Source organism: Streptomyces sp. NPDC031100 (assembly GCF_055570785.1).
This window is the reverse complement of the sequence record NZ_JBVIGN010000002.1, coordinates 521,069-545,828: the sequence shown is the minus strand read 5'-3', so window position 1 is coordinate 545,828 and position 24,760 is coordinate 521,069. Positions and strand designations below refer to the sequence as shown.

Below are 24,760 nucleotides of genomic sequence, written 5' to 3'. Positions count from 1 at the left end.
CGCACTACCACCGCCCCCGCTTCGCCTCCATCGCGGCCCTGCCCTGCGCCCCCTTTCGCTTCCAGTCCTTCCTGATCTCGGACCGGAGTCGTGCATCCGTCTTGGCGACGATCCACTGGTTCTCGCGCAGCAGCTTGCGGTAGCTCTCCAGGCGGCGGACCGGGAGTTGGCCGCTGTCCACCGCTGCGCGGACCGCGCAGCCGGGCTCGGTTTCGTGGGCGCAGTCATGGAAGCGGCACTGCTCGGCCAGTTCCTCGATCTCGGCGAACACCTGCCCGACCCCGCTCTCGGCGTCGAACAGGCCGACGCCCCGCAGCCCGGGGGTGTCGATGAGCACGCCCCCGGAGGGCAGGGGCAGCAGGTTGCGGGTGGTCGTGGTGTGGCGTCCCTTGCCGTCGACGTCACGGGCGGCCTGGACGTCCATGACGTCCTCGCCAACCAGGGCGTTCGCGAGCGTGGACTTGCCCGCGCCGGACTGGCCGAGCAGCACGGAGGTGCCGGCGCCGACGAGGGCGACGAGCACGTCGAGGCCGTCGCCGTGCAGGGCGCTGACGGTGAGCACGGGCACGCCCGGCGCGGTCGTCTCGACGTCCTCGACGAGGTGGGCCAGCGTCACCGGGTCCGGCACGAGGTCGGCCTTGGTGAGCACGACCACGGGCTGTGCGCCGGACTCCCACGCCAGGGCCAGGAACCGTTCGACGCGCCCGAGGTCGAGTTCGAGGGCGAGGGACACGGCGACGACGGCGTGGTCGACGTTGGCCGCGAGGATCTGCCCCTCGGACCGTTTGGAGGAGGTGGAGCGCACGAAGGCGGTGCGGCGCGGCAGATACGCGCGCACATAGCGGGGGTTGCCGCCGGGTTCGACGGCGACCCAGTCGCCGGTGCACACGACCCGCAGGGGGTCGTGCGGGGTGACGAAGGCGGTGTCGGCGCGCAGCACACCGCCCGCGGTGACCACGTCGCACTGCCCGCGGTCGACCCTGATCACCCGCCCGGGCAGCAGCCCTTCGGACTCGTACGGGGTGAACGCGTCGGCCCAGGCGTCGTCCCAGCCGTAGGGAGCCAGCGCGGTGAAGTCAGCGGAGCTGGAAGTCAAGGGAGACCCTTCACAAGGGTGGCCCCGGCGCGCGCGTACAGCGCGGTTCGGTCGGTCAGCCGGTGGCCACGGAGGTGGACTTGATGAATTCCTGGATGAGGGCAGCGCCCAGCACAGTGACAGCCATCGGTCGACACCTCCTCATATGCTCACGCAGGACCACGGCAGCCGTCGGCTGCCCGGGAACACGCTCACCCTAGAGCGGCCCTTCGTCGCCGCGCCACCGTATTTCGCGACCGCGCGCCGACTGTCCTCGACGCGGAAGCCGGCGCCGCAACCGGTCGTCCCCTCCGGCGCGTTGCCCCTGACCAGGACTGCTCAGTCCATCGCGCAGGTCTCCCCGTTGAGCGTGAAGCCCTCCGGCGCCCGGTTCTCCCCCTGCCAGGTGCCGAGGAACCCGAAGCTCAGGGAGGAGTGGGCGGCGACGGACCTGTTGTAGTCGGCGGCGGTGGCGGTGACGCGGGAGCCGTTCTGGTGGACTGTCGCGTCCCACATCTGGCCGACCTGCTGGCCGTCGCGGAAGGTCCAGGCGACCTGCCAGCCGGTGAGGACCCGGTCGGTGGTGACGGTGACGGTGGCCTGGAAGCCGTCGGGCCACTGGCTGTCCAGGTGGTAGGCGACCCGGCAGGTCGGGGCGGGTGGGGTCGTGCGGCCCGGGCCACCCGGGCCGCCGGGGGTGGTGGCGGAGGAGGTGCCCTGGGGTTCGGGGTCGGGGTTCTTCCGGCCGGACCGGCCGCCCTTGCTCGCGGTCGCGGAGGGGGTGGCGTGGGGCGTACGGGAGGGGGCCGGGCCGGTGCCGGAGGCGGTGCCGGTGGTGTCGGGGAAGTCGGGGTCCGCGACGGGCTGCCGGTCGTCGCCGACGGCGGCCGCCTTGTCGTCGCCGGAGTCGCCCGAGCCGTCGAACGGCATCATCGACACCCCGAGCGCCAGCACCGAGAGCAGGACGGCGGCGGCGAGCAGGCCGTTGCGCAGGACCCGGCCGCGCCCCGCGCCCTCCTTCGGATCGCCGCCGTCGGTCTCCGCCGCGCCCGGCCGTCCCGCGCCCAGCCGGACCTCGGCGGCGCGGCGCCGTCGCTCCAGGTAGGCGAGGCCGCCCCAGCCGATGACCCCGCCGGCCAGCGCGGCCGGCAGGCCGCCGCCGTGCAGCCGCAGACAGGCGGCGGCCTCGGCGCACTGCACGCAGGTGGCGAGGTGCCGGGACAGGTCGCCCGGCGTGTCGGCGGCCGGCGAGCGGGTGACCGCGTCCAGCAGGCGGGCGTAGCTGCGGCACTGCGCGTCCATCGGCGTGTCGAGGTGCGCACGGTGACAGCGGTCCCGGAACAGGGCGCGGACCTGGTCGAGTTCCTCGGTGACGGTGGCCGGGTCGAGGCCGAGCCGGCGTGCCACGGTCGGCAGGGGCAGCGCCTCCACCTCGGCCAGCCACAGCAGCGAGGCGTCCGCGTCCTGCATGTCCCTGAGGCCGCGCAGCGCGACCGGGCGCTGCAGCGGCGGGCCGGTGTAGCGCCCGGCCTGGCCGGAGTTGAGCCACAGCCTCAGGTCGGGGTCCAGCTTGTGGCCCTCGCCGTCGGCCTCCCAGACCGCGGCCGTGTTGCGGACCGCGGTCAGCAGCTCGGGGATCATCGGCAGCCGTGCGGCGCGCCGTCCGGTTCCGCGCACGGGCACGGCCCCGGCGGCGCGCGCCTCGCGCATGCCGAGGGTGAACGCCTCGGTGGCCAGCTGATGTGCCGTCAGGGAGCCGGAGGTGCACAGGTCGGCGTAGGAGAGCACGGCGTCCCAGCACTCCGCGAACAGCGCGGCCTCGGTGGCGTCCTGGGGGGTCGGCAGGTCGGACATGGGGCTCCTGCATCCACGAGCGAGGTCAACTCACCATAGAGGGAATGGAGTTGGAGGGAACCTCGCGGAGGCAGGAGCCTTTCACGTCTTCGACACAACTGACAAGCGGCGTATTCAAATCCGGTGACCAGGGGGTCGCGTGACGTGACCGTATCCGCGCAGGGCCGCAACTCCGGCCTCTGATACGGATGCGGGCGCCGTTCTGCTCACCGCAGGCAGACTCACCAACCGGATTAGCGATCCGTAGCGATTCTGTGGCAGAGTGTCACACGCACACCCGGCGCCCAGGCGACGTCGGGCACCCTCCTCGGCGAGGTCGCGAGACCTCACCGACCAGCGTCCGGAGGGACGTGCCACGAGGGCTGACGGCTCCCGCCGTTCAGCACCAGGGCACGAAGGCGATTGGCCTCACGTTCCTGAGCAACACCGGGAACCACTGAGTCAATCAGAGACGCTGTCCATGAAGGAGCTGACGGAGAAAACCGCCCGGCCGGGGCCGGGCGGGCCGTAGCCAGGCGGGGACGACAGCCCGAAGTCGTCCATCGTGGCCCGGTAGGCCTCCAGGAGCCGGATGTGGTACTCCAGCGGCGCGCCCTGCGGGTTGGCCTTGCCGAGCGGGGTGGTGGGCTCCGGGCACCAGGTGGTGAAGCGCGGTGTGATGCCGTGCGACATGAAGAAGCGCAGGCCCTCGGTCGTCGACGCGATGGCCTCGTCGACCGTCGTGAAGCCGAAGGGTTCCGCCATCTCCACGCCCGCCACGAAGTTGGGGATCACGTTGCGCGCGCCGAAGACCTCCGCCGAGTCCAGGATCCGCCTGTGCCACTCGTCCCGGCCGACGTACCGCTCCTTGCCGGGGCAGTACAGCTCGAACAGTCGGCGGTCCCACACCTCGAAGTTGGGGTGGTAGATCTGCACGCCGTAGTCCTTGAACCGCTGCACGTCGGCCTTCGGCAGCGCCTGTGCGACGACCTTGCCGATCCAGCGGCCCGGGAAGCGCTCCTCGATGGCCTTGGCGTAGTGGCCGTAGAAGTCGGCCTCGTCCCGCCCGGCGACGGTCTTGGTGATCGCGCCGCCGGTCAACGTGTACGCGGTGGACGCCTTCTGGGTGTCGTACCGGTCGATGATCTCGAGGGCCTCCAGGACCTCCTCGACGTCCTTCACACCGGTGTACGGCCGCCCGGCCGCCTTGTGCTGGCGCCAGTTGTGGTTGATGTCGCAGTACTGGCACTCCTCCTTGGCGCCGAAGTACTGGCAGACCCGGAAGACGGTCAGGTAGATCAGGTAGCCCCACTGGATGGTGGGGGCCACCTCCATCACGGACTTCCCGTTGGAGAGGGTGTGCCGGTAGTACTCGGGCATCGGCGGCACACCGACGTCGGCGATCCGCTTCCCGTCGAGGTACAGCCCGAGCAGCCCCTCGTCGTCGGCGGCGACCCGGTACGGCGAGGCCGGGTTCACCCGTACGGAGACAACCGTACGGCGCAGGTCGTACGGGCCACCCGTGAGGATGATCTCCTCCGGGGGCCGGCGCAGCGCGGCCTCGCCCAGTTCGGGCAGGGTGCCGTGGTCGAAGGAGAAGATGAAGTACGACTTCGGCTTGACCTCGCCGCTCTCGTTGTCGCTGAGGGCGGACGGCTCGAAGGCGACGCCGCCGCGGAGCAGGTCCTCCTTGAAGACGGCCTCCCGTGGCACATGCGGGAAACGCTCCATCAGATCCTCGACCAGCGCGGTGCGACTGCCCATCCGTACTTCTCCTCCCGGCTCAGGCGTTCGCCTCTCACCGTATGCCCCCGCCGTCGCGTCAGCCGTGCCGGGTCCCCGCACGGCGCGCGATGTGCCCTGGTACGGCGGTGCCGGCGGGCAGCGCCGGGTCGGGCAGGGGCTCGCCCCAGACGGCGGTCAGCGGCAGGACCCCGGCCCACAGGCCGAGTTCGGCGTCGGGGCCGTCCCCGTCGTCGGGAGCGCCCGTGCGGATCTTGACGGAGGCCTCTTCCAGGGAGAGGGCGAGGAGGGTGGTGGCGGCGAGTTCCTTCCGGTTCGGGCGGCGGGCGTACGACCACTGCCCGGGCGTCGCATGCTCGGTGAGCCGGCGCAGTCCCTCCAGCTTCTCCTCGGGGTCGGTGACCCTGCGGGCCTCTCCGTGGATCATGGCGCTGTGGTAGTTGACGCCGTGCTCGAAGACGGACCGGGCGAGCACCAGCCCGTCGACGTGCGTGACGGTGACGCACACGGGGACATCGCCGGCCAGGCTGCGGCTGGCCACGGATCCGTGGACGTACAGCTGCCGCTCGTCCCGTCCGTACACGGTCGGCACGACCAGCGGCCGCCCTTCGACCACCACGCCCAGGTGACAGACGAAACCGGCGTCCAGGATCGCGTCGAGATCGGCCCGCTCCCGGCTGCCCTGCTCACGCAGGCGGCGGTGCCGGGTGCGGTCGGTCTCGGGGAGCTGCACGGGGAGGCCCTGTGAGGTCATGAGCGCTAAATCTACTGAAAGCGCAGTCGAAGGGCTATCCATTTAATGAAACAGTTCATCCAGCACCACTACTCAACGAAATCCGCAGATCTTTTCCGATGATCACGCGCCGGGCAGGGTCCGCGAGCGGAAGGTGCGGCGGTAGGTGTCCGGAGGTACGCCGACCGTGCGGTTGAAGTGCCGGCGCAGCGTCGTGGCGGTGCCCATGCCGGTGGCGGCCGCGATGGTGTCGATGCTGCCGTCGGTGGTCTCCAGCAGCTCCTGGGCGCGGCGGATCCGCTGGGTCAGCAGCCATTGCAGCGGGGTGGTACCGGTCGCCGACCTGAAGTGGCGGCCCAGGTTGCGCGAGCTCATGCGAGCCCGGCGGGCCAGGTCCTCCACGGTCAAGGGCTGGTCCAGCCGTGCGAGCACCCAGGGAAGCAGTTCGGCGAGCGGGTGATGGTCCGGGGCGGGCACCGGGGTGGTGACGAACTGGGCCTGTCCGCCGTCCCGGTGCGGCGGCACGACCAGGCGGCGGGCGACGGCGTTGGCGACCGACGAGCCGCGGTCGAGGCGGACGAGGTGCAGGCACAGGTCCATGGCGGCGGCCTTGCCGGCGGAGGTGAGCACGCTGCCGTTGTCCACGTAGAGGACGTCCGGGTCCACCTCGACCCGGGGATGGCGGGCGGCCAGGGCCCGGGTGTGCGCCCAGTGCGTGGTGGCGCGCCTGCCGTCCAGCAGACCGGCGGCGGCCAGTACGAACGCGCCCGTGCACAGGGAGGCCACGCGTGCGCCCGCCTCATGGGCCGCGCGCACCGCGTCGACCAGGTCGGCGGGCGGGTCCTCGTCGATGTCCGCCCAGCCCGGGACGATCACGGTGTCGGCGCGCGCGAGCCGGTCGAGGCCGTGGTCGGCCTCCAGCCGGAACCGGCCGGCCCGCACGGCGCCGGGCCCGCAGACGTCCACGTCGTACCAGGGGCCCGGCACGTCGTCCGGGGCGGCGCCGAACACCTCGTACGCCATGGACAGTTCGAAGTGCAGCATCCCGTCGGTGACAGCGAGCGCGACCGTGTTCACGTCCGGAATTGTACGGGTCATGTCGTTCCGGACACTCGTCCGGGGCACCTGCCCTTCGTCAGGATGGCCACGACGGATCACGGAAGACCGGTCGAGCGAGCAGGGGGAATCCATGGGGTCGACGCACAGGGTGGCGGTGTTCGGGGCGTACGGGCACACCGGGCGCTTTGTGGTGGCTGAGCTGCGGGAGCGCGGGTTCGTCCCGGTGCTCTCCGGCCGCGACGCCGACAAGCTGAAGACGATGGCTGCGTCCCGTCCGGGACCGGACGTCCGCCCGGCGTCGGTCGACGACCCGGCCTCGCTCGACCGCGCGCTGGCCGGTACGGCGGCCGTGATCAACTGTGCCGGGCCCTTCGCGGCGACGGCCGCCCCCGTGATCGAGGCGGCGCTGCGCGCCGGGATCCCCTATCTGGACGTGGCGGCCGAGATCGAGGCCAACGTCGACACGTTCACGCACTTCACGGACCGCGCCCGCGCCGCAGGAGCGGTGATCGTCCCCGCGATGGCCTTCTACGGCGGTCTCGGCGATCTGCTGGTCACCGCCGCGATGGGTGACTGGACGGCTGCCGACGAGGCGCACATCGCGTACGGGCTGAGCAGTTGGCACCCCACGGCCGGCTCGCGTGCCACGAGCGCGGTCACCCGGGAGCGGCGGGGCAGCCGACGCATCGTCCATGTGAACGGCCGGCTGGCGTACCGCGACGACAGCCCGCCGACCCTCGAGTGGACCTTCCCCGAGCCGTTGGGCACCCGTGCCGTCATCGGGGAGTTCACGATGGCCGATGTGGTCACCGTTCCCAGCCACCTGTCGGTTCCCGAGGTGCGCACGTACATGACCGTCGAGGCGGCCAGGGAGGTGGTTGCCCCGGACACACCGCCGCCGACCGCCGTCGACGAGCGCGGGCGGTCCGCGCAGACCTTCCTCGTGGATGCCGTCGTGCGCTGCGCAGGCGGCGAACGGCGCGCTGTGGCGAGAGGCCGGGACATCTATGCCGTCACCGCGCCGCTCGTGGTGGAAGCGGTCGACCGTGTCCTCACGGGGCGGACCAGGGCGGTCGGTGTCGCCTCCGCGGGCGAGATCTTCGACGCGCCGGACTTCCTCCGCGCACTGTCTGCGCACCTGTCCCTGGACCTGCGTCCGTAGCGGACGGAAGACCGTCGATCAAGCCGTCCGCTGAAGCTCCGCATGGTCGACCGCAAACAGAAGGTCGTCACCGGCCGACAGCCGGCCGGCCTCCTCCACCACCGTCCGCCCGAGCCGGGCCAGCTCGTTCCCCTGGGAACCGGCGAGGTGCGGGGTCACGAAGGCGTTGGGCAGGTCGAACAGCGGGGAGTCGGCGGGCAGCGGCTCGGGGTCGGTCACGTCCAGTACGGCGCTGAGGCGTCCGGTGCGCAGTTCCGCGATCAGCGCGTCATGGTCGACCAGCGCGCCGCGCGCGGTGTTGATGAGCACGGATCCGGCGGGCATCAGGGCGAGTTCGCGGGCGCCGAGCAGGTGGTGGGTCTCCGGGGTCTGGGGGGCGTGCAGGGTGACGATGTCCGAGGTGCGCAGCAGGTCGTCCAGGGGCAGCAGGGGCACGCCGAGCCGGGCGGCCTCGGCCTCGTCGACGTACGGGTCGGCGAGGCTCGCCCTGAGGTCGTGGGGGCGGAGCAGGTCGAGCAGACGGCGGCCGATGCGGGAGGCGCCGACGATGCCGACGCGGCGGCCGAAGTTGCCGATGCCGGGCACGAGATCGCCGTGGGGGAAGGTGCGGCGGGTGCGCAGCAGGTCCCGGTGGGTGAACACGTCCTTTCCGGCGAGCAGGATCATCGCGAGGGTGTATTCGGCGACGGGCAGCGCGTTGGCGGCGGCGGCCGAGGAGACGACGATGCCGCGCCGCCAGACCTCCGGGGTGGTGAAGCCCTTGACCGAGCCGGCCGCGTGCAGCACCGCGCGCAGGCGTGGCGCCGCGTCCAGGGCGGCCGCGTCCAGGCGGGGGCAGCCCCAGCCGGTGATCAGGACCTCGGTGCGGGCGAGGGTCTCCTGGAGCCGGGGGTCGGTGAAGTCCTGCGCCACCCGGGCGGGATCGATGTCCACGTGCTCGCGCAGGCGGGCGAGCAGATCCGGCGGGAACAGGTGCTGCACGTTCTGGGCCGTCATGGCGAACAGTGCCTTGGGACGCTCGGGCAAGGAGGTGACCTTCCGGCTCGGTGACCTGCGGACAGCAACCGCTCTCTAAATTAGGTGCCGGGGAAAGAGAGGGTCAACGGACACACGCTCCGGGAGGGACGGCAGGGATGACAGACTCGGCGCAGGCGGTCAGGGCCCTGGCGGCCGGCAGCGCACGGGTGCGGGTGCTGGGCAGCGGCCGCTCCTTCAAACGGATCGCGAGGACGCCCGACGCGGCGTTCCAGACCCCGCCATGCGTCAGGAAGCGGTTGCGACAGCTCCGATCGGAATACAGTTGTGACCGGAGAGCTGCGCCTCGCAGAGGGAGGCGCCGGTCAGGTTCGCCTTCTCCGAGACGATCTGCCAGACCCACTGGTAGTACACGGTGTTCGCCTGCAGGGCGCCGAACACCGGGTCGATGCCTTCGACGCCGTCGTCGCCGTACAGCATCTGATCCTCGGTCAAGTAGGACGTAGCGTCGTCGATCACGTCCCCGATGTGCTGGTCCTTGTCGGTCTCCAGGCTGGGATACTCGATTCCCAGGTTCGCGTAGGGCGCGTGGATGCCGCGGTTCCGCGGCTCGGCCTCCACCCGCAGCAGCAGGGCCAGTGCCTTCGTTCCGGCCGGTGGCGGATTGTCCGGCACATCCACCCTGGTCTCGGCCTTGAGGATCTGCACCTTGTACGTGTAGTTGCCGCGCACATGCAGCACCTGCGGACGCGCCGGGGGCAGCGTGGGCTTCGACGGCTGGTCGGTCGGGTTCTTGCCCGGCGATGGGGCCTGTGTCGTATCCGCCGGCCCGCCTGCTTGGGCGCCGGCCTTGCCGCCACTGTCACAACCCGACACCGCACCAACAGCAATGACTACTGCGCACGCCCACCGCTTGGACACGCCGATCCGTCGAGCCCCGCTCACTCTTCCCCCGATCCAACGCACTGATCAACCAACTGGATGATCACTCTAGAGCTCCGGTCCTGACCCAATCGCTGGACCCCACCGGCAAGTTGGCCAACGCCTTCGTCCGGGGCGTCCTGGGCGCCTGATCCCCGCCACCGAGCACAGGGACTTTCTACAACCCCTTTCCAAATCCCTTGTCGAAAGTCCCTCCCAGCCCATAGCCTGACGCCGCGCCGGCGCCCACCTCGCCCCGGCCTGGCCTGACGGGATGGGAGGGGCAGCTCCGTGAAGCGCACATCACGTGACATCCGCACCGCGAACCGCTACGAGGTGTTGCGCCAGATCATCGCCGATTCTCCCACCTCCCGCCAGGAACTGGCCGCCGCCACCGGACTGAGTCTGGCCACGGTCGCCACGCTCGTCGGCGAGCTGCTGGATCTCCGCATGATCACCGAGGTCGGTTTCGAGGACTCCGCGGGGGGCCGCCCGCGGGGCCTGGTCGCCGTCAACGCGTCGGGGGGCGCGTTGATCGGTGTCGACATCGCGGAGACGTACGTCCATGTCGAGCTGTTCGACCTGGCGCTGAACGTGCTGGCCCGCGCCGACGAGGACATGCGGCCCGGCGAGAGCCGACCGGAGCAGGTGGTCGGCCATGTCGCCGCGGCCGTCGGCTCGGTGGTCGCGCAGGCCGGGGTCGAGGCGGCCCGGGTGCTCGGCGTCGGGGTGAGCGTGCCGGGCCAGGTGGACCGGGACACCGGGGTCGCCGAGTACGCGCCCAACTGGAACTGGCACGACGTGCCGTTGCTCGACCTGCTCGCCGAACACATCGCGTATCCCCTGTACCTGGACAACCCGCTGCGCGCCTGCGCGGTCGCCGAGCTGTGGTTCGGGGCGGCGCGAGGCCGCGGGGACGCCGTGGTGGTCAACCTCGGTACGGGCGTCGGCGCCGGTCTGGCCCTCGGCGGCGGCCTGCACCGGGGCGTGACCAACAGTGCCGGCGAGTGGGGGCACACCACGCTCGTGCTGGACGGGCGGCTGTGCCACTGCGGCAACCAGGGCTGCGTGGAGACGTACGTCGGTGCGCCCGGCATCATGCTGAACCTGCGCGAACTCAGCCCGCAGTCCGCGCTGTTGCACCCCGAGGACCAGACGGCCACCATCGACGCGCTGGCCCGGGCGGTCGCCGCGCAGGATCCGGTGGCGCTCAAGGTGGTCCGGGACACCGCCCGTTACCTGGGCGCCGGGATCTCCGACCTGATCAACCTCCTCAACCCCGAAGTGGTCGTGCTCAGCAGCTGGGTGGCGTCCCGGCTGGGCGAGCCGCTGCTCGACGAGGTGCGCGCGGCCGTCTCCCGGCACGCGCTCCGGCGGCCGCTGGCCGCCACCGAGATCGTCCTCTCCCCGATCCCCACCGACCCGGTGTCCCTCGGCGCGGCCACGTTCGCGCTGGAGGGGGCGCTGCAGTCCGTCGGCCAGAGGACCAGCACCACCAAGCGCACCACCGCACCCGCAAGGAGCCGTACCGCACCGCCTTCATGACGACGGAAGGGATGCACGTGTCTCACCCCCGCACCGTTCACCCCCGCACCAGGAGATCCGCCCTGCTGACAGCCGCGGCCGCGCTGGCTGTCACCGGAGGGCTCCTCACCTCCCCGCCCGCGAAAGCCGTCGACGCCCCGGCCGCCGCCGAGGTCTCCCCCCACGCCGCACAGACCATCGACGACATCGGCGCCTCGGGCGCCTGGTGGGTCAACGATCTGAAGAACTTCGCCCCCGAGGTCCAGGCCCGGGTCGCGAAGCTGCTGTTCTCGAAACAGGGCCTGGATCTGAGCGCGTACCGCTACAACATCGGCGGAGGCGGCACCGGCGTGACGTACGCGCCGCGCGCCCCCGAGGACTTCCTCAAACCGGACGGCGGTTACGACTGGAGCAAGGACAGGGCGGGCCGGTACTTCCTGTACGCCGCCGCCAAGTACGGCGTCGAGGACCTGATCGGGTTCGTCAACAGCGCGCCCGCGGCATGGAAGACGAACGGCAAGAGCTGCGGCGGCTATCTGAAGGCGGAGAACGAGCAGGACTTCGCCACGTACATGGCCGACGTCACCGACCACTTCGCCCGGCAGGGCGTGCAGCTGGACTACATCAGCCCCTTCAACGAGCCGACCAACAGCTTCGACTCCTGCGGCCAGGAGGGCATGCTCGTCGACCCCTCCCAGCGGGACGACATCGTGCGCGCACTCGGCGCCGAGCAACGGGCCCGGCACCAGCGGACGGGCATCATCGCCGACGAGTCCACCAGCACGGTCAAGTTCAACGAAGAGGTCCCACAGTGGATCTCGCAGCCGGGCACGGCCCAGTACGTCTCCAAGCTGGCCCACCACACGTACGACAACCCCAGCGACGCGAACCGGGCGAAGGTCCACGAGACCTCCAAGGCGGCCGGCAAGGAGTCCTGGTCGACGGAGATCTGCTGCTTCGGCAAGGGCGGCACCGGCTGGGCGCAGGAGTACGACCCGACGATCGACGGCGGGCTGAACCTGTCCCGGATCATCTACAAGGATTTCGCGACCGCCCACGACTCGGCGTTCCAGTGGTGGGTGGCGCTGTCGGAGATGATCGGCAGCGACCCACTGGCGAAGAACGGCGACGGCTGGAACGACGGCCTGCTCTACTACGACCCGAACTACGCCACCAACGGCAACCAGACCCTGTACTTCACCAAGCGCTACTACGCGCTGGGCCAGTACAGCAAGTTCGTGAAGCCGGGCTCGGTGGCGCACAACGTGACCGGGGCGCCGGACGGCGTGGAGGTGTCCGCCTACGACCGGGACGGCACCTGGGTGGTCGTGGTGAACAACCACAACACCACCGACACCGCGCTGAACCTGCACTTCAACAGCCGGACGCCGGTGCGGGCCACCCAGGCGGTGCGCACCGCGGCCGACGAGAACTGGGCGCAGGCCGCGAAGCCCGCCGTGCGCGGCGGCACGGTCTCGGCGACGCTCGCGGCCCGTTCGATCACGACGTACGTCTTCGACCAGAAGAGGCACGGCAGTTAACTCCAGCGGGCAGATCGTCAACGAGGCCTGGACCAGGCAGTAGCACCCCTCAACTCCTCTACCTTTTCTGATCGTTCGGGATTCCGAACCAGTCACAACACTTCGAATGACTTCGTCTAACCCCTTGCCGAAGTATTAGCCGAAGGTAACGTCCCCGCACCGCAACCCAATCCGAGCCATGACAAGGACGTCAGCATGTCGGCACAGAGCAGCACCTGGGACCGCCGATCGATACTCCGGGCCGCAGCGGGCCTGGCCGCAGCGGGCACGCTCGCCGCGTGCGGCAGCAACAACGGCCGTGGTGGCGGCTCCGGTTCGGGCAAGAACCTGGTCCAGTACTTCCACGCGTACGGCGAGGCGGGCACCGAGCAGGCCATCAAGCGCTATGCGAAGGCGTACTCCAAGGCGAACGTGACCACGCAGTGGATCACCGGCTCGAACTTCGAGAGCAAACTGTTCGCGACGCTGCTGACCGACCAGGCGCCGGACCTGTTCGAGTTCCACCCGCAGATCCAGCTCGTCAGGAGCGGGCAGGTGGCGGACCTCACCGACCTCATCGAACCGGTCAAGAGCGACTTCAACCAGGCCGACATCACGTCGCACACCGTCGACGGCAAGATCTACGGCGTTCGGATGATCGACGACCCGCAGTTCTTCTTCTACCGCAAGTCCCTGCTGGAGAAGGCGGGCATCCAGCCGCCCACCACCCTCGACGAGCTGATCGAGGCGGCCGCCAGGCTCACCACGAGCAAGGTCAAGGGCTTGTTCCTCGGCAACGACCTGCACGCGGTGATCAACCCGCTGATCTGGTCGGCCGGCGCGGACACCCTGAGCGAGAAGAACGAGATCGCCTACCACACGGACGGCGTGGTCGAGGGCCTGAAGAAGATGCGCAAGCTGTTCACCAGCGGCCATCTGCTACTGGACGCCCCGGCCGACTTCTGGGACCCCTCGGCGCTCAACCAGGGCCTGTGCGCGATCCAGTTCTGCGGGATGTGGGCCATGCCGCAGTTCCAGCAGACCCTCGGCGACGACCTCGGCATCATGCCGTTCCCGAAGGTCACCGACGCGGGCAAGCCGTCCGTCTACAACGGCGGCTGGTCGATGTTCGTCAACGCCAAGGGCAAGAACGTCGACGCGGCCAAGGAGTACGTGAAGTGGCTGTGGATCGACCAGAAGAGGGACCAGGAGGACTTCGCGACCTCGTACGGCTTCCACATCCCGCCGCGCGCCTCCCTCGCACAGTCGGCGAGCAAGCTGACGTCGGGCCTGCCGGCGGAGGGCGTGAAACTCTTCGACGAATACGGGCACTTCGACAACATCGGCTGGACCCAGGCGATGATCACCGCCACGGAGAACGTCTTCGCCGACTGCGTGCGCAAGGACGGTGACCCCGAGGCCGCGCTCGACAGGTGCGACAAGGCCGTGGGCGCCGAGCTGAAGAAGCTGTTCGGATAGGCCGCCGGACGGACCACGACATGTCGACGACCACCACGCGCGGTGTCGCGAGCCCCGCCCCGGCCGAGGTCACCCGGGCCCGGCCGCGGCGGGGGCTGCGCGGCAGCCGCACCGTCAACTTCTGGCTCTTCACCAGCCCGTTCCTGCTCGGGCTGATCGTCTTCGTCTACATCCCGATCGGCTGGAGCCTCTACCTCAGCTTCTTCGAGGCCCGCTTCACCGTCACGCCCAGCGACTTCGTCGGCCTGGACAACTACCGGGACATCCTGACCGACGGCAACTTCACCGGATCCCTCGTCACCTTCACCGTCTTCGCGGCCTTCATCGTGCCCACCACCTGGGCCCTGTCCCTGGGCCTCGCGCTGCTGGTGAACCGGCTGCGGTTCATGCGGGCGTTCTACCGGTCGGTGTTCTTCCTGCCGACCGCGTGCAGCTATGTGGCCGCCTCGCTGATCTGGAAGATGTCCCTCTTCAACGGCGTGCGCTTCGGCCTGGCGAACACCGTCCTCGGCCTGTTCGGCGTGGACAACATCGCCTGGCTCGCCAACCCCGACCCACCCTGGTACTGGCTGGTCATCGTCACCGCCCGCCTGTGGCTGCAGTCCGGCTTCTACATGATCCTGTTCCTGGCCGCGCTGCAGAACATCCCGCAGGAGCTGTACGAGGCCGCCGCCCTCGACGGCGCCAAGCGCGGCTGGCAGACCTTCCGCCACATCACGCTGCCGCAGCTGCGGGCCACCTCCACGGCCGTGGTCCTGCTGCTGCTCGTGGCCGCCTACCAGGCCTTCGACGAGTTCTTCAACCTGCTGTCCAAGACGACGTGGGGCCGCCCGCCGCTGGTCGAGCTGTACTACACCGCCCTCGGCCAGGACCAGAACTACGGCAAGGGCAGCGCCGGAGCCGTGGTGCTGACGCTGCTGATCTGCGTCGGCACCCTGTTCCAGGGCCGGATCATGGGGTTCGGGAGGGGTGAGGAGTCCACGTGACCACGACCGCACCCGACGTCAGGAAGCACGCCCGGCGCGGCGGATTGATGAGCTCCACCGGCCTGTACATCGCCACCAGTGTCGCCGCGCTGCTCTTCCTCATCCCCTTCTACCTGCTGGTCCGCAACGCCCTCTCCACCGACCCGGAGATCACCGGCGAGAACTGGAAGTTCTTCCCCACCCACCTCCAGTGGGGCAACATCACCGAGCCGTTCGACGACCCGACGGTCGACTTCGGCCGGTCGATGGGGAACTCCCTGGTCGTCGGCATCCTGCACACGGTCGGCACCCTGTTCGTCTGCTCGCTGGCCGGTTACGCCCTCGCCCGCATCCCCTACCGGCACGCCAACAAGATCTTCTACGCCGTCCTGGTGACCCTGATGGTCCCGGCCGCCGTCACCTTCGTACCCAGCTTCGTGCTGGTGTCGTCCCTCGGCTGGGTGGACAGCTACCGGGGTCTGATCATTCCGGGCCTCTTCAGCGGTTTCACCTGCTTCCTGTTCCGGCAGTACTTCCTCGGGTTCCCCAAGGAGCTGGAGGAGGCGGCGCGCGTGGACGGGCTCGGCTACTGGGGCGCGTACTGGCGTGTCGTGGTGCCGAACTCGCTGAACTTCTTCGCGGCGATCGCCACGATCACCTTCATCAGCGGCTGGAACGCCTTCCTGTGGCCGCTGGTCATCGGCCAGGACCCGAGCGCCTGGACGGTCCAGGTCGCGCTGTCGTCGTACATGACCAACCAGACCGTGAACTACCACCTGATCTTCATGGCGACCGCCATGTCGATCCTGCCCCTGCTGTTCGTGTTCCTCTTCCTCCAGCGCTGGCTGGTGCAGGGGATCGCGCAGACCGGTATCAAGGGCTGAGCTAGGAGACCCATGTCCGTCCGCACCACCATCGAGTACGTCGAGGACGTCTCGCCAGGCTCGGGGGCGCTGCCGCCCCGCGCCTGGTACGCGTCCTCGGACGCCAAGTCCCTCTCGCTCAACGGCAGCTGGCGTTTCCGGCTGTCGGACACGGCCGACGCCGAGGACGACTCCTTCGCAGAGGAGGGGTACGACGCCGATGGCTGGGCGGAGGTGTCGGTCCCCGGCCACTGGGTCCTCCAGGGGCACGGCTCCCCCATCTACACCAACCACCTCTACCCGTTCCCGGTCGACCCGCCGCGCGTGCCGACCGAGAACCCGACCGGCGACCATCTACGCGTCTTCGACCTGCCCGAGGACTGGCCGGCCGACGGCGGTGCCGTGCTGCGCTTCGACGGTGTGGAGTCCTGCGCCCGGGTCTGGCTGAACGGCACGGACATCGGCGAGTTCAAAGGCTCGCGGCTGCCGCACGAGTTCGCGGTCGGCCACCTGCTGAAGGCAGCGGGCAATGTACTGGCGGTCCGGGTCCACCAGTGGTCGGCGGGCTCGTACCTGGAGGACCAGGACCAGTGGTGGCTGCCCGGCATCTTCCGTGACGTCACCCTGCTGCACCGCCCGGCGGGCAGCGCCCTCGACTTCTTCGTGCACGCCTCCTACGACCATGTCGCCGGCACCGGCACCCTGCGCGTCGACTCCGACGTGGACGGCCGGGTGACCGTCCCCGGCCTCGGCATCGACGTCGCGACCGGCGAGCCGGTGACGGTGCCGGTCGAGCCGTGGACGGCGGAGAACCCGAAGCTGTACGACGGTGTGCTGGCCACCGAGGGCGAGCGGCTGCCGCTGCGCATCGGGTTCCGCACGGTGGAACTGTCGGACGGCCTGATCAAGGTCAACGGCAGGGCGGTCCTGTTCAAGGGCGTCAACCGGCACGAGTGGCACCCGGAGATGGGCCGGGCGCTCGACCTGGAGACCATGCGCGAGGACGTGCTGCTGATGAAGCGGCACAACATCAACGCCGTCCGCACCTCCCACTACCCGCCGCACCCCGCCTTCCTGGACCTGTGCGACGAGCTGGGCCTGTGGGTGATCGACGAGTGCGACCTGGAGACGCACGGCTTCACCGAGCAGGCGTGGCGGGACAACCCGGTCGACGACGACCGCTGGACCCCGGCCCTGCTCGACCGCGCCGCCCGCATGGTCGAGCGGGACAAGAACCACCCCTCGGTCGTCATCTGGTCCCTCGGCAACGAGGCCGGCACCGGCCGCGGTCTGACGGCGATGGCCGAGTGGATCCGCGGCCGGGACTCCTCGCGGCTGCTGCACTACGAGGGCGACCTCGACTGCCGTGACACGGACATGTATTCGCGGATGTACGCCGACCACGCCGAGGTCGAACGGATCGGCCGCGGCCAGGACGGCGGCACCCACAAGCGCCGCCAACTCCCCTTCATCCTCTGCGAGTACGCGCACGCCATGGGCAACGGCCCCGGCGGACTCGCCGACTACCAGCGGATCTTCGAGCGGTACGACCGGCTCCAGGGCGGCTTCGTCTGGGAGTGGATCGACCACGGCATCAAGGACGAGCGGTACGGCTACGCGTACGGCGGCGACTTCGGCGAGGAGCTGCACGACGGCAACTTCGTCTGCGACGGCCTGCTCTTCCCGGACCGGCAGCCCTCCCCCGGCCTGGTCGAGTACAAGAAGGTGATCGAACCGGTCGCGCTCGACGGCGACGCCGCGGGCGGGACCATCCGCGTCACCAACACGTACGACTTCGCCGACCTGTCGGCGCTGGCGTTCACGTGGTCGTACCAGGTGGACGGCGAGACGGTCGGCTCCGGCGCCCTGTCGGTGCCCGCGCTGGCGCCCGGCGAGTCGGCCGAGGTGAAGCTGCCCGAGCCGCCGGCCGCGGCCCCGGCCGGCGAGGCCCACTGGACGGTACGGGCACAGCTCGCCGACGACACCCCGTGGGCGCCGAAGGACCATGTCGTCGCCTGGGGCCAGTTCGCCGTGTCCGCACGGCAGGCGCCGTCGGTCGCGGCGACCGACGGTCCGGTGCTCGGGGACGGCCTGATCACCCTCGGCCCGGCCTCCTTCGACGCCCGCACGGGCGCGCTGCGGACGATCGGCGGTGTGCACGTCTCCAGGCTGCGCCTGGACGTGTGGCGGGCGACCACCGACAACGACGACGGCGCTGCCTGGCAGACCGACACCCGCTACGGCCTGCTGTGGCGCCGGCTCGGCCTGCACCGCATGCGGCACCGGCTGGACGCGGTGGAACTGGCCGACGACGCGCTGACCGTCCGCACCCGGGTGGCGCCGGCCGCCCGGGACATCGGACTGGCGACCGTGTACCGCTGGACGTCGGACGGAAATCGTCTCCGGCTGACCGTCTCCATGACACCGGAGGGCGACTGGACGGTACCGCTGCCCCGGCTCGGCATCCGCTTCGGACTGTCTGCGGCCGACCGTGTGCAGTGGTACGGCGGCGGCCCAGGCGAGGCGTATCCGGACAGCAGGGCGGCATCGATGGTCGGCCGCTGGCGGTCGACCGTGGACGATCTGCAGACCCCGTACGTCCGTCCGCAGGAGAACGGCGCCCGTGCCGACGTCCGCTGGGCGGAGATCGGCGGCCTGCGCATCGAGGGCGACCCGGAGTTCTGCTTCACCGCCCGCCGCTGGACCACCGAGCAACTGGACGCGGCCACCCACCTGACCGACCTCACACCCGCCGAGACGGTATGGGTGAACCTTGACCACGGCCGGCACGGCCTCGGCTCCCAGTCCTGCGGCCCCGGCCCCCTGCCCCAGTACTACCTGAGGGCCGAGCCCGCACAGTTCTCGTTCGTCCTCTCGGAGACCCGGTCGCCGAATCCCTCTTCGGAGACCAGTTGACCGACACGGTCCTGACGATCCCCGCGGCCGGCCGGCGGATGTTCTCCCGGCCGGCCGCGGTCGCCTCCTGCGTGGGCTTCGTCCTCGTCGGCATGCTCCAAGCGCTCTACGGCCCGGCGGTCCCCCGGCCTGCGCGCCGAGTTCGGGCTGTCCCCCTCGGGCGCGGGCCTCGGTCTGAGCCTGCACTTCACCGGCGGGGTGGCGGGTGTGCTCGCCTTCAAGGCCGTCCACTCCCGGATGAGCAACCCGGCCCTGTTGGCGGCGGGTTATGCCCTGATGGGGGCGGGCGGCGAGGGCTTCGCGCTCGCTCCGGGCTGGCCGACGGCCCTTGCCGCCGCCTTCCCTGGCTGAACAGGGCTCTGCCGCAGGCCCGGCGCGCGGGGGCCTGGGTGATCGCCGCCTCGATGATCGGCGGTGTGGCCGCGCCGCCGCTGCTCGGGGCGGGCATCGAGGCCTCGGACCGCGACGGAGGCTGACGTCACAGGCCTGGTCGAGGTCGCGCCCGAGCGCGTGAACGCGGCAAGAGGTACCTCTGCGTGGCGTTGCGTCTCATCCGCCCCTCTGTCCCCTCCGCGTGCCGGCTTCCCTACGGCGCGCTCGATGCTCGCCGCCAAGGCCGGTGTCCGAGTGCTGACGAGTTCGCGCCACGGTGGGAAGATATGGGTAAACATCACCCTACTGATGGGGGTGTGGGCCGTGGCCGTATCAGAAGACAAGTCGGCCCAGGAACAGCACCGGCCGGGACTGCGGCGTGAGATCGGCTTCGTCGGGCTCATCTGGGCCTCGGAGGGGTCGATCATCGGATCCGGGTGGCTGTTCGGCGCGCAGGGGGCCCTGGCGGCCGCCGGGCCCGCGGCGATCATCTCGTGGTGCATCGGCGGCCTGGCGATCCTGATCCTGGCGCTGGTGCACGCGGAGCTGGGCGGCATGTATCCGGTCTCCGGCGGCACCGCGCGCTTCCCGCACTACGCGTTCGGCGGGGCCGCGGGCGCGTCGTTCGGCTGGTTCTCCTGGCTGCAGGCCGCCACGGTGGCGCCCATCGAGGTGCTGGCGATGATCACCTACGCCCAGCACTACTCCTGGGCGAGCGGCTGGGAGAAGATCCAGGGCGGCGAACACGTACTGACCGGGCCGGGTATCGCCGTCGCGGTCAGCCTGATGGCGGTCATCACCGCGGTCAACTTCCTCAGCATCCGCCTGCTGGCCCGCACCAACAGCGCGGCGACCTGGTGGAAGGTCGGCGTCCCACTGCTGACGATCTTCGTGCTCGCCCTCGCGCAGTTCCACACGAGCAACTTCGCCGCGGCCGACGGCTTCGACCCCTACGGCACCAAGGGCATCCTGTCCGCGGTCTCCACGAGCGGCATCATCTTCGCGCTGCTGGGCTTCGAGCAGGCCGACCAGCTCGCGGGCGAGAGCGCGAACCCCAAGCGGGACATTCCGCGGGCGGTGATCGGGTCGATCGTGCTCGGCATCGTCATCTACGTCCTGCTCCAGGTCGCCTTCCTCGCCGCACTGCCCGCCTCGCAGATCGGCAGCCACTGGGCGACGTCCGCGTTCAACACCCTGAGCGGGCCGTTCGCGCAGCTCGCCACGCTGATCAGTCTGGGCTGGCTGGCCACGGTCCTCTACATCGACGCAGTGGTCTCGCCAGGAGGCACGGGCCTGATCTACATCACCGGCTCCTCCCGGGTGTCGTACGGGCTCAGCCGCAACGGATACGTCCCGACGGTCTTCGAGACCACCAACCGGCGCGGCGTCCCCTGGGCCGGACTGCTCATGGCCTTCGTGATCGGCTGCGTCTGCTTCCTGCCCTTCCCGAGCTGGCGCTCCCTCGTGGGGCTGATCACCAGCGCGAGCGTGCTCATGTACGCCGGCGCCCCGCTGTCCTTCGGCGTGTTCCGCCGCCGGCTGCCGAACGCCGACCGCCCCTACCGGCTGCCCGGCGGCAGCTGGATGTCGCCGCTGGCCTTCGCCGTCGCCAACCTGCTGATCCTCTGGTCCGGGTGGACCACCGACTGGAAGCTCGGTGTCGCGATCCTCATCGGGTACGTCATCCTGGTCGCCAACCGAGTGTTCAAGATGAACCCCATCCAGCCGCAGCTGGACCTGCGGGCGGCCTCGTGGCTGCCCGTCTACCTGGTCGGCATGGGCCTGATCGTGTACCTGAGCGACTTCGGGCCCCTGAAGCACCCGTGGTTCCCGCTGTGGTGGGACATCGGGGTCACCGCGGCCTTCAGCCTCGTCATCTACTACTGGGCCCTGGCGGTCGCGCTGCCGTCGGAGCAGATCCAGGCGATGATCGACAAGGTCGTCGTCCCGGAGGAGGAAGAGATCCTCTGACGGGATCCTGAGACGGGCACCGCCCACTGACGGCCGTACCACGCGGCCGGCCTCCCGAGGGGCCTCAGCTCCAGCCACCCGGCGACCAACACCCCGGTGCTCTCGCCCGGTTGGCGGGGTACGACATCGTGAACGTCCAGGAGGACTTCAACTACAACTACCACGCAGCGCTGCGCCGGACCCGGGCCAGGGCCAGCACCGAGCCCGCCGCGAGGAGGATCGCCAAGGAGGCGTATCCGTGGGTGAGGGTGGTCAGGGAGGCGACGGTGGCGACGAGGAGCGGGCCGCCCGCGTCGCCGAGTTCCCTGCCGAGTTCGGCGGCGCCCATGGTCTGGCCGAGGCGTTCGGTCGGTGTCGAGGCGGCGAGGGCTGCGAAGCCGAGTGGGGTGATCAGCCCGGTGCCGGCGCCGATCAGGGCGGCGCCGACCAGGACTCCGGTCAGGCCCGGCAGCATGGCGCAACCGAGGCCGGCGGCGGCCAGCAGCAGCCCGGCGCCCATGCCGCCGCGTGCGGTGAGGCGCCTTTCGTCCAGGGCTCGCCCGGCGCGCGGCTGTACGACGGCCGCGCAGGCGGCGAGCACCGACACGGCGGCGCCGGTGGCGACCGTGCCGAGTCCGGCGGCCCGGCCGGAGACGGGCAGGAAGCCCACGCCCACCGACAGTGCGGCGGTCGCCGCGGCCAGCGCCGAGGTCGGTGCGAGGAAGGCGGGATCGGCCAGGCGCCGGGCCAGGTCGAGCACCGTCTGCCGGGCCTTGGGCAGCGGAGGTACGACGGGCACGGCGAGCGCGGCCCAGACGGCGACCGCCGCGCCGAGCACCGCGAGGACCGCGAACAGCAGCCGCAGGCCGCCGGCCCACACCAGCACTCCGCCGAGCAGCGGGCCCAGCGTGTAGCCGATCGACTTGTAGAAGCCGTAACTGCCGAAGGCCCGCCCGTGCTTGGCGGCCGGGTTCAGCCGGGCGACCAGCGCGGAGGCCGACGGGGAGAAGGCGGAGGCCGCGGCGCCCTGGCCGAGGCGGGCGGCCCACAGCCAGCCCGGGCTGTCGGCCGCCACGTACAGCGCGGAGGCGGCGGCGAAGGCGACGAGCCCGCCGAGCAGCACGGGACGGGCGCCGATCCGGTCGGCGAGGGTGCCGAACACCGGCTTGAGCAGCACCTCGGCGCCGTCGTACAGGGCGAGCAGGCCGCCCAGCACCAGCAGGGAGGTGACCGCGTCCGCGGAGAATCCGCCGAGGTTCGCGGCGATGCCGTGCGCGCCGAAGGCGGTGGTGAACCCGGCCGCGTACAGCGGCCACATCTGCCGGGCGGGCGCGGTCTGTGCCGTCGCTGCGTTCACTGGTCCCGCTCCGGGGTCTGGTGCAGGGCCGCGAAGACGCGTTCGGCGTAGTCCTCGCAGGCGGCCGTGCACTGCTTGAGTCGTTCCGCTGCCCGGACCGCCTCCGGCGTGCCGAACACGTCCCGGGCGGTGAGGTCGCGGTGCCAGCGCCGCAACCTCTCCAGCGACTGTTCCTCCTCCTCCAGTTCGGCGAGGGTGAACTTGGCGATGCGGATCTCCTTGGCCAGCTCTTCCTCGAGCTTTCCGCAGTCGGCGAGGAATTCGGTCCAGTCCGCGGACCGGGCGGCGGTGAACAGCGCCTCCAGGCGGGCGGCATCTTGCGGTCCGCGCCCCGACGCGCTGAGCGTCACCGCCTGGCCGCCGGCCTGCTCGGTCAGCGCGAGCGCCCGTGCGATGCCGTCGCTGAAGACGGGCACGTCCGGTACGGCCCAGATGACCTGCCTACATTCGTCACATCAGAAAATGTAGCCGTTACATTCGCCGTTAATGTTGAACATTTTTCGTAACTATCCTTCAAAATCCAACACATTGGCATGAACATGAATGCCATGCGACCCATGAGACGACTCCTCACCGCCCTCGCGGCGGGCGCGCTGGCCCTCGCCGGGCTGTCCGCCTCCACCGGCACCGCCCAGGCCGCGACCTCCGGCACGTTCACCGTGCTGACCTACAACGTGGCCGGCCTCCCGGAGGGCCTCAGCTCCAGCCACCCGGCGACCAACACCCCTTTGATCTCGCCCCGGTTGGCGGGATACGACATCGTGAACGTCCAGGAGGACTTCAACTACCACGCGGCGCTGTACGCGGGCGACAACCACCCGTACCGCACGGCGACCAGCGGCGGCGCCGGCATCGGCGACGGACTCAACACCCTCTCGGCCTACCCCTTCGAGGACTTCGAGCGGGTCAAGTGGAACGACTGCACCGGCACCAACTGCCTGACCCCGAAGGGCTTCACACTGGCCCGGGTGCGTCTGGCCGAGGGTGTCTTCGTCGACCTGTACAACCTGCACCCCAACGCCGACGACACCGACGACGCCCTCGCCGCCCGCCGCGCCAACATCGCCCAGCTGTCGGCGTTCATCAAGGCCAACTCGGCGGGCAACGCGGTGATCGTCATGGGCGACACCAACACCCGCTACACCCGCACCGGCGACAACATCCGCACGCTCGTCGACGACAACGGGCTGACAGACGCGTGGGTGAAGCTGGTGAAGGGTGGTACGGCTCCCACGCAGGGCGCCGACCCGCTGCTGTGCCCGACGTCGGCTCCGCCGAACGACTGCGAAGTGGTCGACAAGGTCCTTTACCGGGGCAGCAACCTGGTGAACCTGACAGCCACCCGGTACAACGACGAGTGGGCGAAGTTCCTGGACTCGTCCGGCGGCAACCTCTCCGACCACTTCCCGCACACCGTCGACTTCTCCTACACCCTCAACCCCAAGCTCCGCGCGAGCGACTTCTTCGGCGGCCCGCACGGCACGGCCTTCAACGACGCCGACGACCTCCCGGCCGCCCTCGCCCCGCGCACGCTGACCCTGCGCGGCGCCGCCCGCCTGGACGCGGTCTCCCTCACCCACGACGGCGGCACCGTCCTCGCCCACGGTGGCACAGGCGGTACGGCGACCTCCCTGACCCTGGCCCCCGGTGAGCACCTCACCTCGGCGAAGCTGACGCAGGGCCAGAAGGACGGCCGCACCCGGATCTTCTCGGCCGCCTTCGGAACCGACAAGGGACGCACCCTGTCCGCCGGTACGGCGACCACGGACACCGACACCTTCACCGCGCCGTCCGGCTGGCAGATCGTCGGCTTCACCGGCCGCTCCGGCGACGAGATCGACAAGCTGGGAGTGTTGTACGCGCCGATCAGCTGAGCGGGACGTCCGCCCAGACCGCCTTGTACACGCCGTCCGGGCGGAGTTCCACACCCCACTTCTCCGCCAGCGCCTCGACCATCAGCAACCCGCGCCCGCCCTCGTCCGGCTCCCCATGCGCCCGCATAGGGAGCCGTTCCACGCGCGCGTCCAGCACCTCCACGCGGACGACGTCCCCCTCCAGCAGCAGGCGCAGGCGGAAGCCTCGCCCCCGGACCCGTCCGTGTCGTACCGCGTTCGCGGCGAGTTCGGCGGCGACGAGTGTGACGGCGTCACTCACCTCGCTTCCGTGTGCGAACCCCCATACAGTCATCCGGTTCGCCACCAGTTGCCGCGCCCGCCGGGCGCCGTGCGGTGTCGCGCTGAAGAGCTGGGTGAACGTACGTCGCATGCCTCAACCGTCCCGCCGGGCACGGGAGTCGACCAGCGACAGAACTCG

The 24,760-nt window shown here is 70.5% G+C and carries 19 protein-coding genes and 1 pseudogene; 10 read left to right on the top strand and 10 right to left on the bottom strand.

Translation table 11 applies throughout. From position 1 onward, the window contains the following. Positions 1-4: 4 nt before the first annotated feature. The 5 genes from rsgA to ACZ5DS_RS06655 form a co-directional block, all read right to left on the bottom strand. A complete protein-coding gene (rsgA, locus tag ACZ5DS_RS06675) occupies positions 5-1,096 on the bottom strand; it encodes a ribosome small subunit-dependent GTPase A (protein WP_468234726.1) in 1,092 nt (363 codons plus the stop codon). 318 nt (positions 1,097-1,414) lie between these two features. Further along, positions 1,415-2,929, bottom strand: a complete 1,515-nt coding sequence (locus ACZ5DS_RS06670; protein WP_468234725.1) for a cellulose binding domain-containing protein — start codon at positions 2,927-2,929, stop codon at positions 1,415-1,417. Positions 2,930-3,370: 441 nt separating this feature from the next. Then, positions 3,371-4,672 (bottom strand): radical SAM protein, encoded by a 1,302-nt coding sequence (locus ACZ5DS_RS06665; RefSeq protein WP_468234723.1) that lies wholly within the window; start codon positions 4,670-4,672, stop codon positions 3,371-3,373. Positions 4,673-4,730: 58 nt separating this feature from the next. After that, positions 4,731-5,405, bottom strand: coding sequence for a pyridoxamine 5'-phosphate oxidase family protein (locus tag ACZ5DS_RS06660; RefSeq protein WP_468234722.1), 675 nt, complete (start codon positions 5,403-5,405; stop codon positions 4,731-4,733). Positions 5,406-5,507: 102 nt separating this feature from the next. Further along, positions 5,508-6,461, bottom strand: coding sequence for a helix-turn-helix domain-containing protein (locus ACZ5DS_RS06655; protein WP_468234720.1), 954 nt, complete (start codon positions 6,459-6,461; stop codon positions 5,508-5,510). 112 nt (positions 6,462-6,573) lie between these two features. Between ACZ5DS_RS06655 and ACZ5DS_RS06650 the strand changes: the two genes are divergently transcribed. Continuing rightward, positions 6,574-7,605, top strand: a complete 1,032-nt coding sequence (locus ACZ5DS_RS06650) for a saccharopine dehydrogenase family protein (RefSeq protein ID WP_468234718.1) — start codon at positions 6,574-6,576, stop codon at positions 7,603-7,605. Between the two features lie 18 nt (positions 7,606-7,623). Here ACZ5DS_RS06650 and ACZ5DS_RS06645 read toward each other — a convergent pair whose 3' ends face one another. Together ACZ5DS_RS06645 and ACZ5DS_RS06640 are read right to left on the bottom strand one after the other, a co-directional pair. Continuing rightward, positions 7,624-8,631, bottom strand: coding sequence for a hydroxyacid dehydrogenase (locus ACZ5DS_RS06645; RefSeq protein WP_468234716.1), 1,008 nt, complete (start codon positions 8,629-8,631; stop codon positions 7,624-7,626). 237 nt (positions 8,632-8,868) lie between these two features. Next, on the bottom strand, positions 8,869-9,501 hold the full coding sequence (locus ACZ5DS_RS06640; RefSeq protein WP_468234715.1) for a hypothetical protein: 633 nt from the start codon (positions 9,499-9,501) through the stop codon (positions 8,869-8,871). Positions 9,502-9,792: 291 nt separating this feature from the next. Between ACZ5DS_RS06640 and ACZ5DS_RS06635 the strand changes: the two genes are divergently transcribed. The 8 genes and pseudogenes from ACZ5DS_RS06635 to ACZ5DS_RS06600 all read left to right on the top strand — a co-directional run bounded on the left by ACZ5DS_RS06635 (position 9,793) and on the right by ACZ5DS_RS06600 (position 21,111). Continuing rightward, the gene (locus ACZ5DS_RS06635; protein ID WP_468234714.1) at positions 9,793-11,046 is read left to right on the top strand and encodes an ROK family transcriptional regulator; all 1,254 of its coding nucleotides are present in this window, start codon (positions 9,793-9,795) and stop codon (positions 11,044-11,046) included. An 11-nt stretch (positions 11,047-11,057) separates the two neighbouring features. Then, the gene (locus ACZ5DS_RS06630) at positions 11,058-12,566 is read left to right on the top strand and encodes a glycoside hydrolase family 30 protein (protein WP_468234712.1); all 1,509 of its coding nucleotides are present in this window, start codon (positions 11,058-11,060) and stop codon (positions 12,564-12,566) included. A gap of 195 nt (positions 12,567-12,761) precedes the next feature. Further along, positions 12,762-14,024, top strand: a complete 1,263-nt coding sequence (locus ACZ5DS_RS06625; RefSeq protein ID WP_468234711.1) for an ABC transporter substrate-binding protein — start codon at positions 12,762-12,764, stop codon at positions 14,022-14,024. Positions 14,025-14,044: 20 nt separating this feature from the next. Beyond that, entirely contained in the window at positions 14,045-15,010 is a 966-nt protein-coding gene (locus ACZ5DS_RS06620; RefSeq protein WP_468234709.1) for a carbohydrate ABC transporter permease, read from the top strand. Next, positions 15,007-15,873 (top strand): carbohydrate ABC transporter permease, encoded by an 867-nt coding sequence (locus ACZ5DS_RS06615; RefSeq protein WP_468234708.1) that lies wholly within the window; start codon positions 15,007-15,009, stop codon positions 15,871-15,873. Before ACZ5DS_RS06620 ends, ACZ5DS_RS06615 begins: the two co-directional genes overlap by 4 nt. Before the next feature lie 12 nt (positions 15,874-15,885). Beyond that, positions 15,886-18,768, top strand: coding sequence for a glycoside hydrolase family 2 TIM barrel-domain containing protein (locus ACZ5DS_RS06610; protein ID WP_468234707.1), 2,883 nt, complete (start codon positions 15,886-15,888; stop codon positions 18,766-18,768). 38 nt (positions 18,769-18,806) lie between these two features. Further along, positions 18,807-19,107: pseudogene (locus tag ACZ5DS_RS06605) on the top strand (MFS transporter); the annotation flags it as partial. 357 nt (positions 19,108-19,464) lie between these two features. Further along, positions 19,465-21,111: an APC family permease gene (locus ACZ5DS_RS06600; protein ID WP_468234705.1), complete on the top strand. Its 1,647-nt coding sequence runs from the start codon at positions 19,465-19,467 to the stop codon at positions 21,109-21,111. A 157-nt stretch (positions 21,112-21,268) separates the two neighbouring features. On the opposite strand, the gene ACZ5DS_RS06595 is transcribed toward ACZ5DS_RS06600, so the two are convergent. Both ACZ5DS_RS06595 and ACZ5DS_RS06590 read right to left on the bottom strand, forming a co-directional pair. Beyond that, a complete protein-coding gene (locus ACZ5DS_RS06595) occupies positions 21,269-22,408 on the bottom strand; it encodes an MFS transporter (RefSeq protein WP_468235108.1) in 1,140 nt (379 codons plus the stop codon). Positions 22,409-22,443: 35 nt separating this feature from the next. Continuing rightward, complete coding sequence (locus tag ACZ5DS_RS06590) at positions 22,444-22,881, bottom strand: Chromate resistance protein ChrB (protein ID WP_468235107.1); 438 nt, start codon at positions 22,879-22,881, stop codon at positions 22,444-22,446. A gap of 123 nt (positions 22,882-23,004) precedes the next feature. Between ACZ5DS_RS06590 and ACZ5DS_RS06585 the strand changes: the two genes are divergently transcribed. Continuing rightward, on the top strand, positions 23,005-24,321 hold the full coding sequence (locus ACZ5DS_RS06585; protein WP_468234703.1) for a jacalin-like lectin: 1,317 nt from the start codon (positions 23,005-23,007) through the stop codon (positions 24,319-24,321). Here the strand turns inward: ACZ5DS_RS06585 and ACZ5DS_RS06580 are convergent. After that, positions 24,314-24,712, bottom strand: coding sequence for an ATP-binding protein (locus ACZ5DS_RS06580; RefSeq protein ID WP_468234702.1), 399 nt, complete (start codon positions 24,710-24,712; stop codon positions 24,314-24,316). The two genes, ACZ5DS_RS06585 and ACZ5DS_RS06580, sit on opposite strands and share 8 nt — an antisense overlap. Positions 24,713-24,760 lie beyond the last annotated feature (48 nt).

Bases quoted from the DNA above. Each gene is read 5' to 3' on its own strand.
- ACZ5DS_RS06625 (WP_468234711.1), top strand. From the start codon at position 12,762: ATGTCGGCACAGAGCAGCACCTGGGACCGCCGATCGATACTCCGGGCC.
- ACZ5DS_RS06665 (WP_468234723.1), bottom strand. From the start codon at position 4,672: ATGGGCAGTCGCACCGCGCTGGTCGAGGATCTGATGGAGCGTTTCCCG.
- ACZ5DS_RS06660 (WP_468234722.1), bottom strand. From the start codon at position 5,405: ATGACCTCACAGGGCCTCCCCGTGCAGCTCCCCGAGACCGACCGCACC.
- ACZ5DS_RS06670 (WP_468234725.1), bottom strand. From the start codon at position 2,929: ATGTCCGACCTGCCGACCCCCCAGGACGCCACCGAGGCCGCGCTGTTC.
- ACZ5DS_RS06595 (WP_468235108.1), bottom strand. From the start codon at position 22,408: ATGTGGCCGCTGTACGCGGCCGGGTTCACCACCGCCTTCGGCGCGCAC.
- ACZ5DS_RS06585 (WP_468234703.1), top strand. From the start codon at position 23,005: ATGAGACGACTCCTCACCGCCCTCGCGGCGGGCGCGCTGGCCCTCGCC.
- ACZ5DS_RS06580 (WP_468234702.1), bottom strand. From the start codon at position 24,712: ATGCGACGTACGTTCACCCAGCTCTTCAGCGCGACACCGCACGGCGCC.
- ACZ5DS_RS06620 (WP_468234709.1), top strand. From the start codon at position 14,045: ATGTCGACGACCACCACGCGCGGTGTCGCGAGCCCCGCCCCGGCCGAG.
- ACZ5DS_RS06650 (WP_468234718.1), top strand. From the start codon at position 6,574: ATGGGGTCGACGCACAGGGTGGCGGTGTTCGGGGCGTACGGGCACACC.
- ACZ5DS_RS06630 (WP_468234712.1), top strand. From the start codon at position 11,058: ATGCACGTGTCTCACCCCCGCACCGTTCACCCCCGCACCAGGAGATCC.
- ACZ5DS_RS06610 (WP_468234707.1), top strand. From the start codon at position 15,886: ATGTCCGTCCGCACCACCATCGAGTACGTCGAGGACGTCTCGCCAGGC.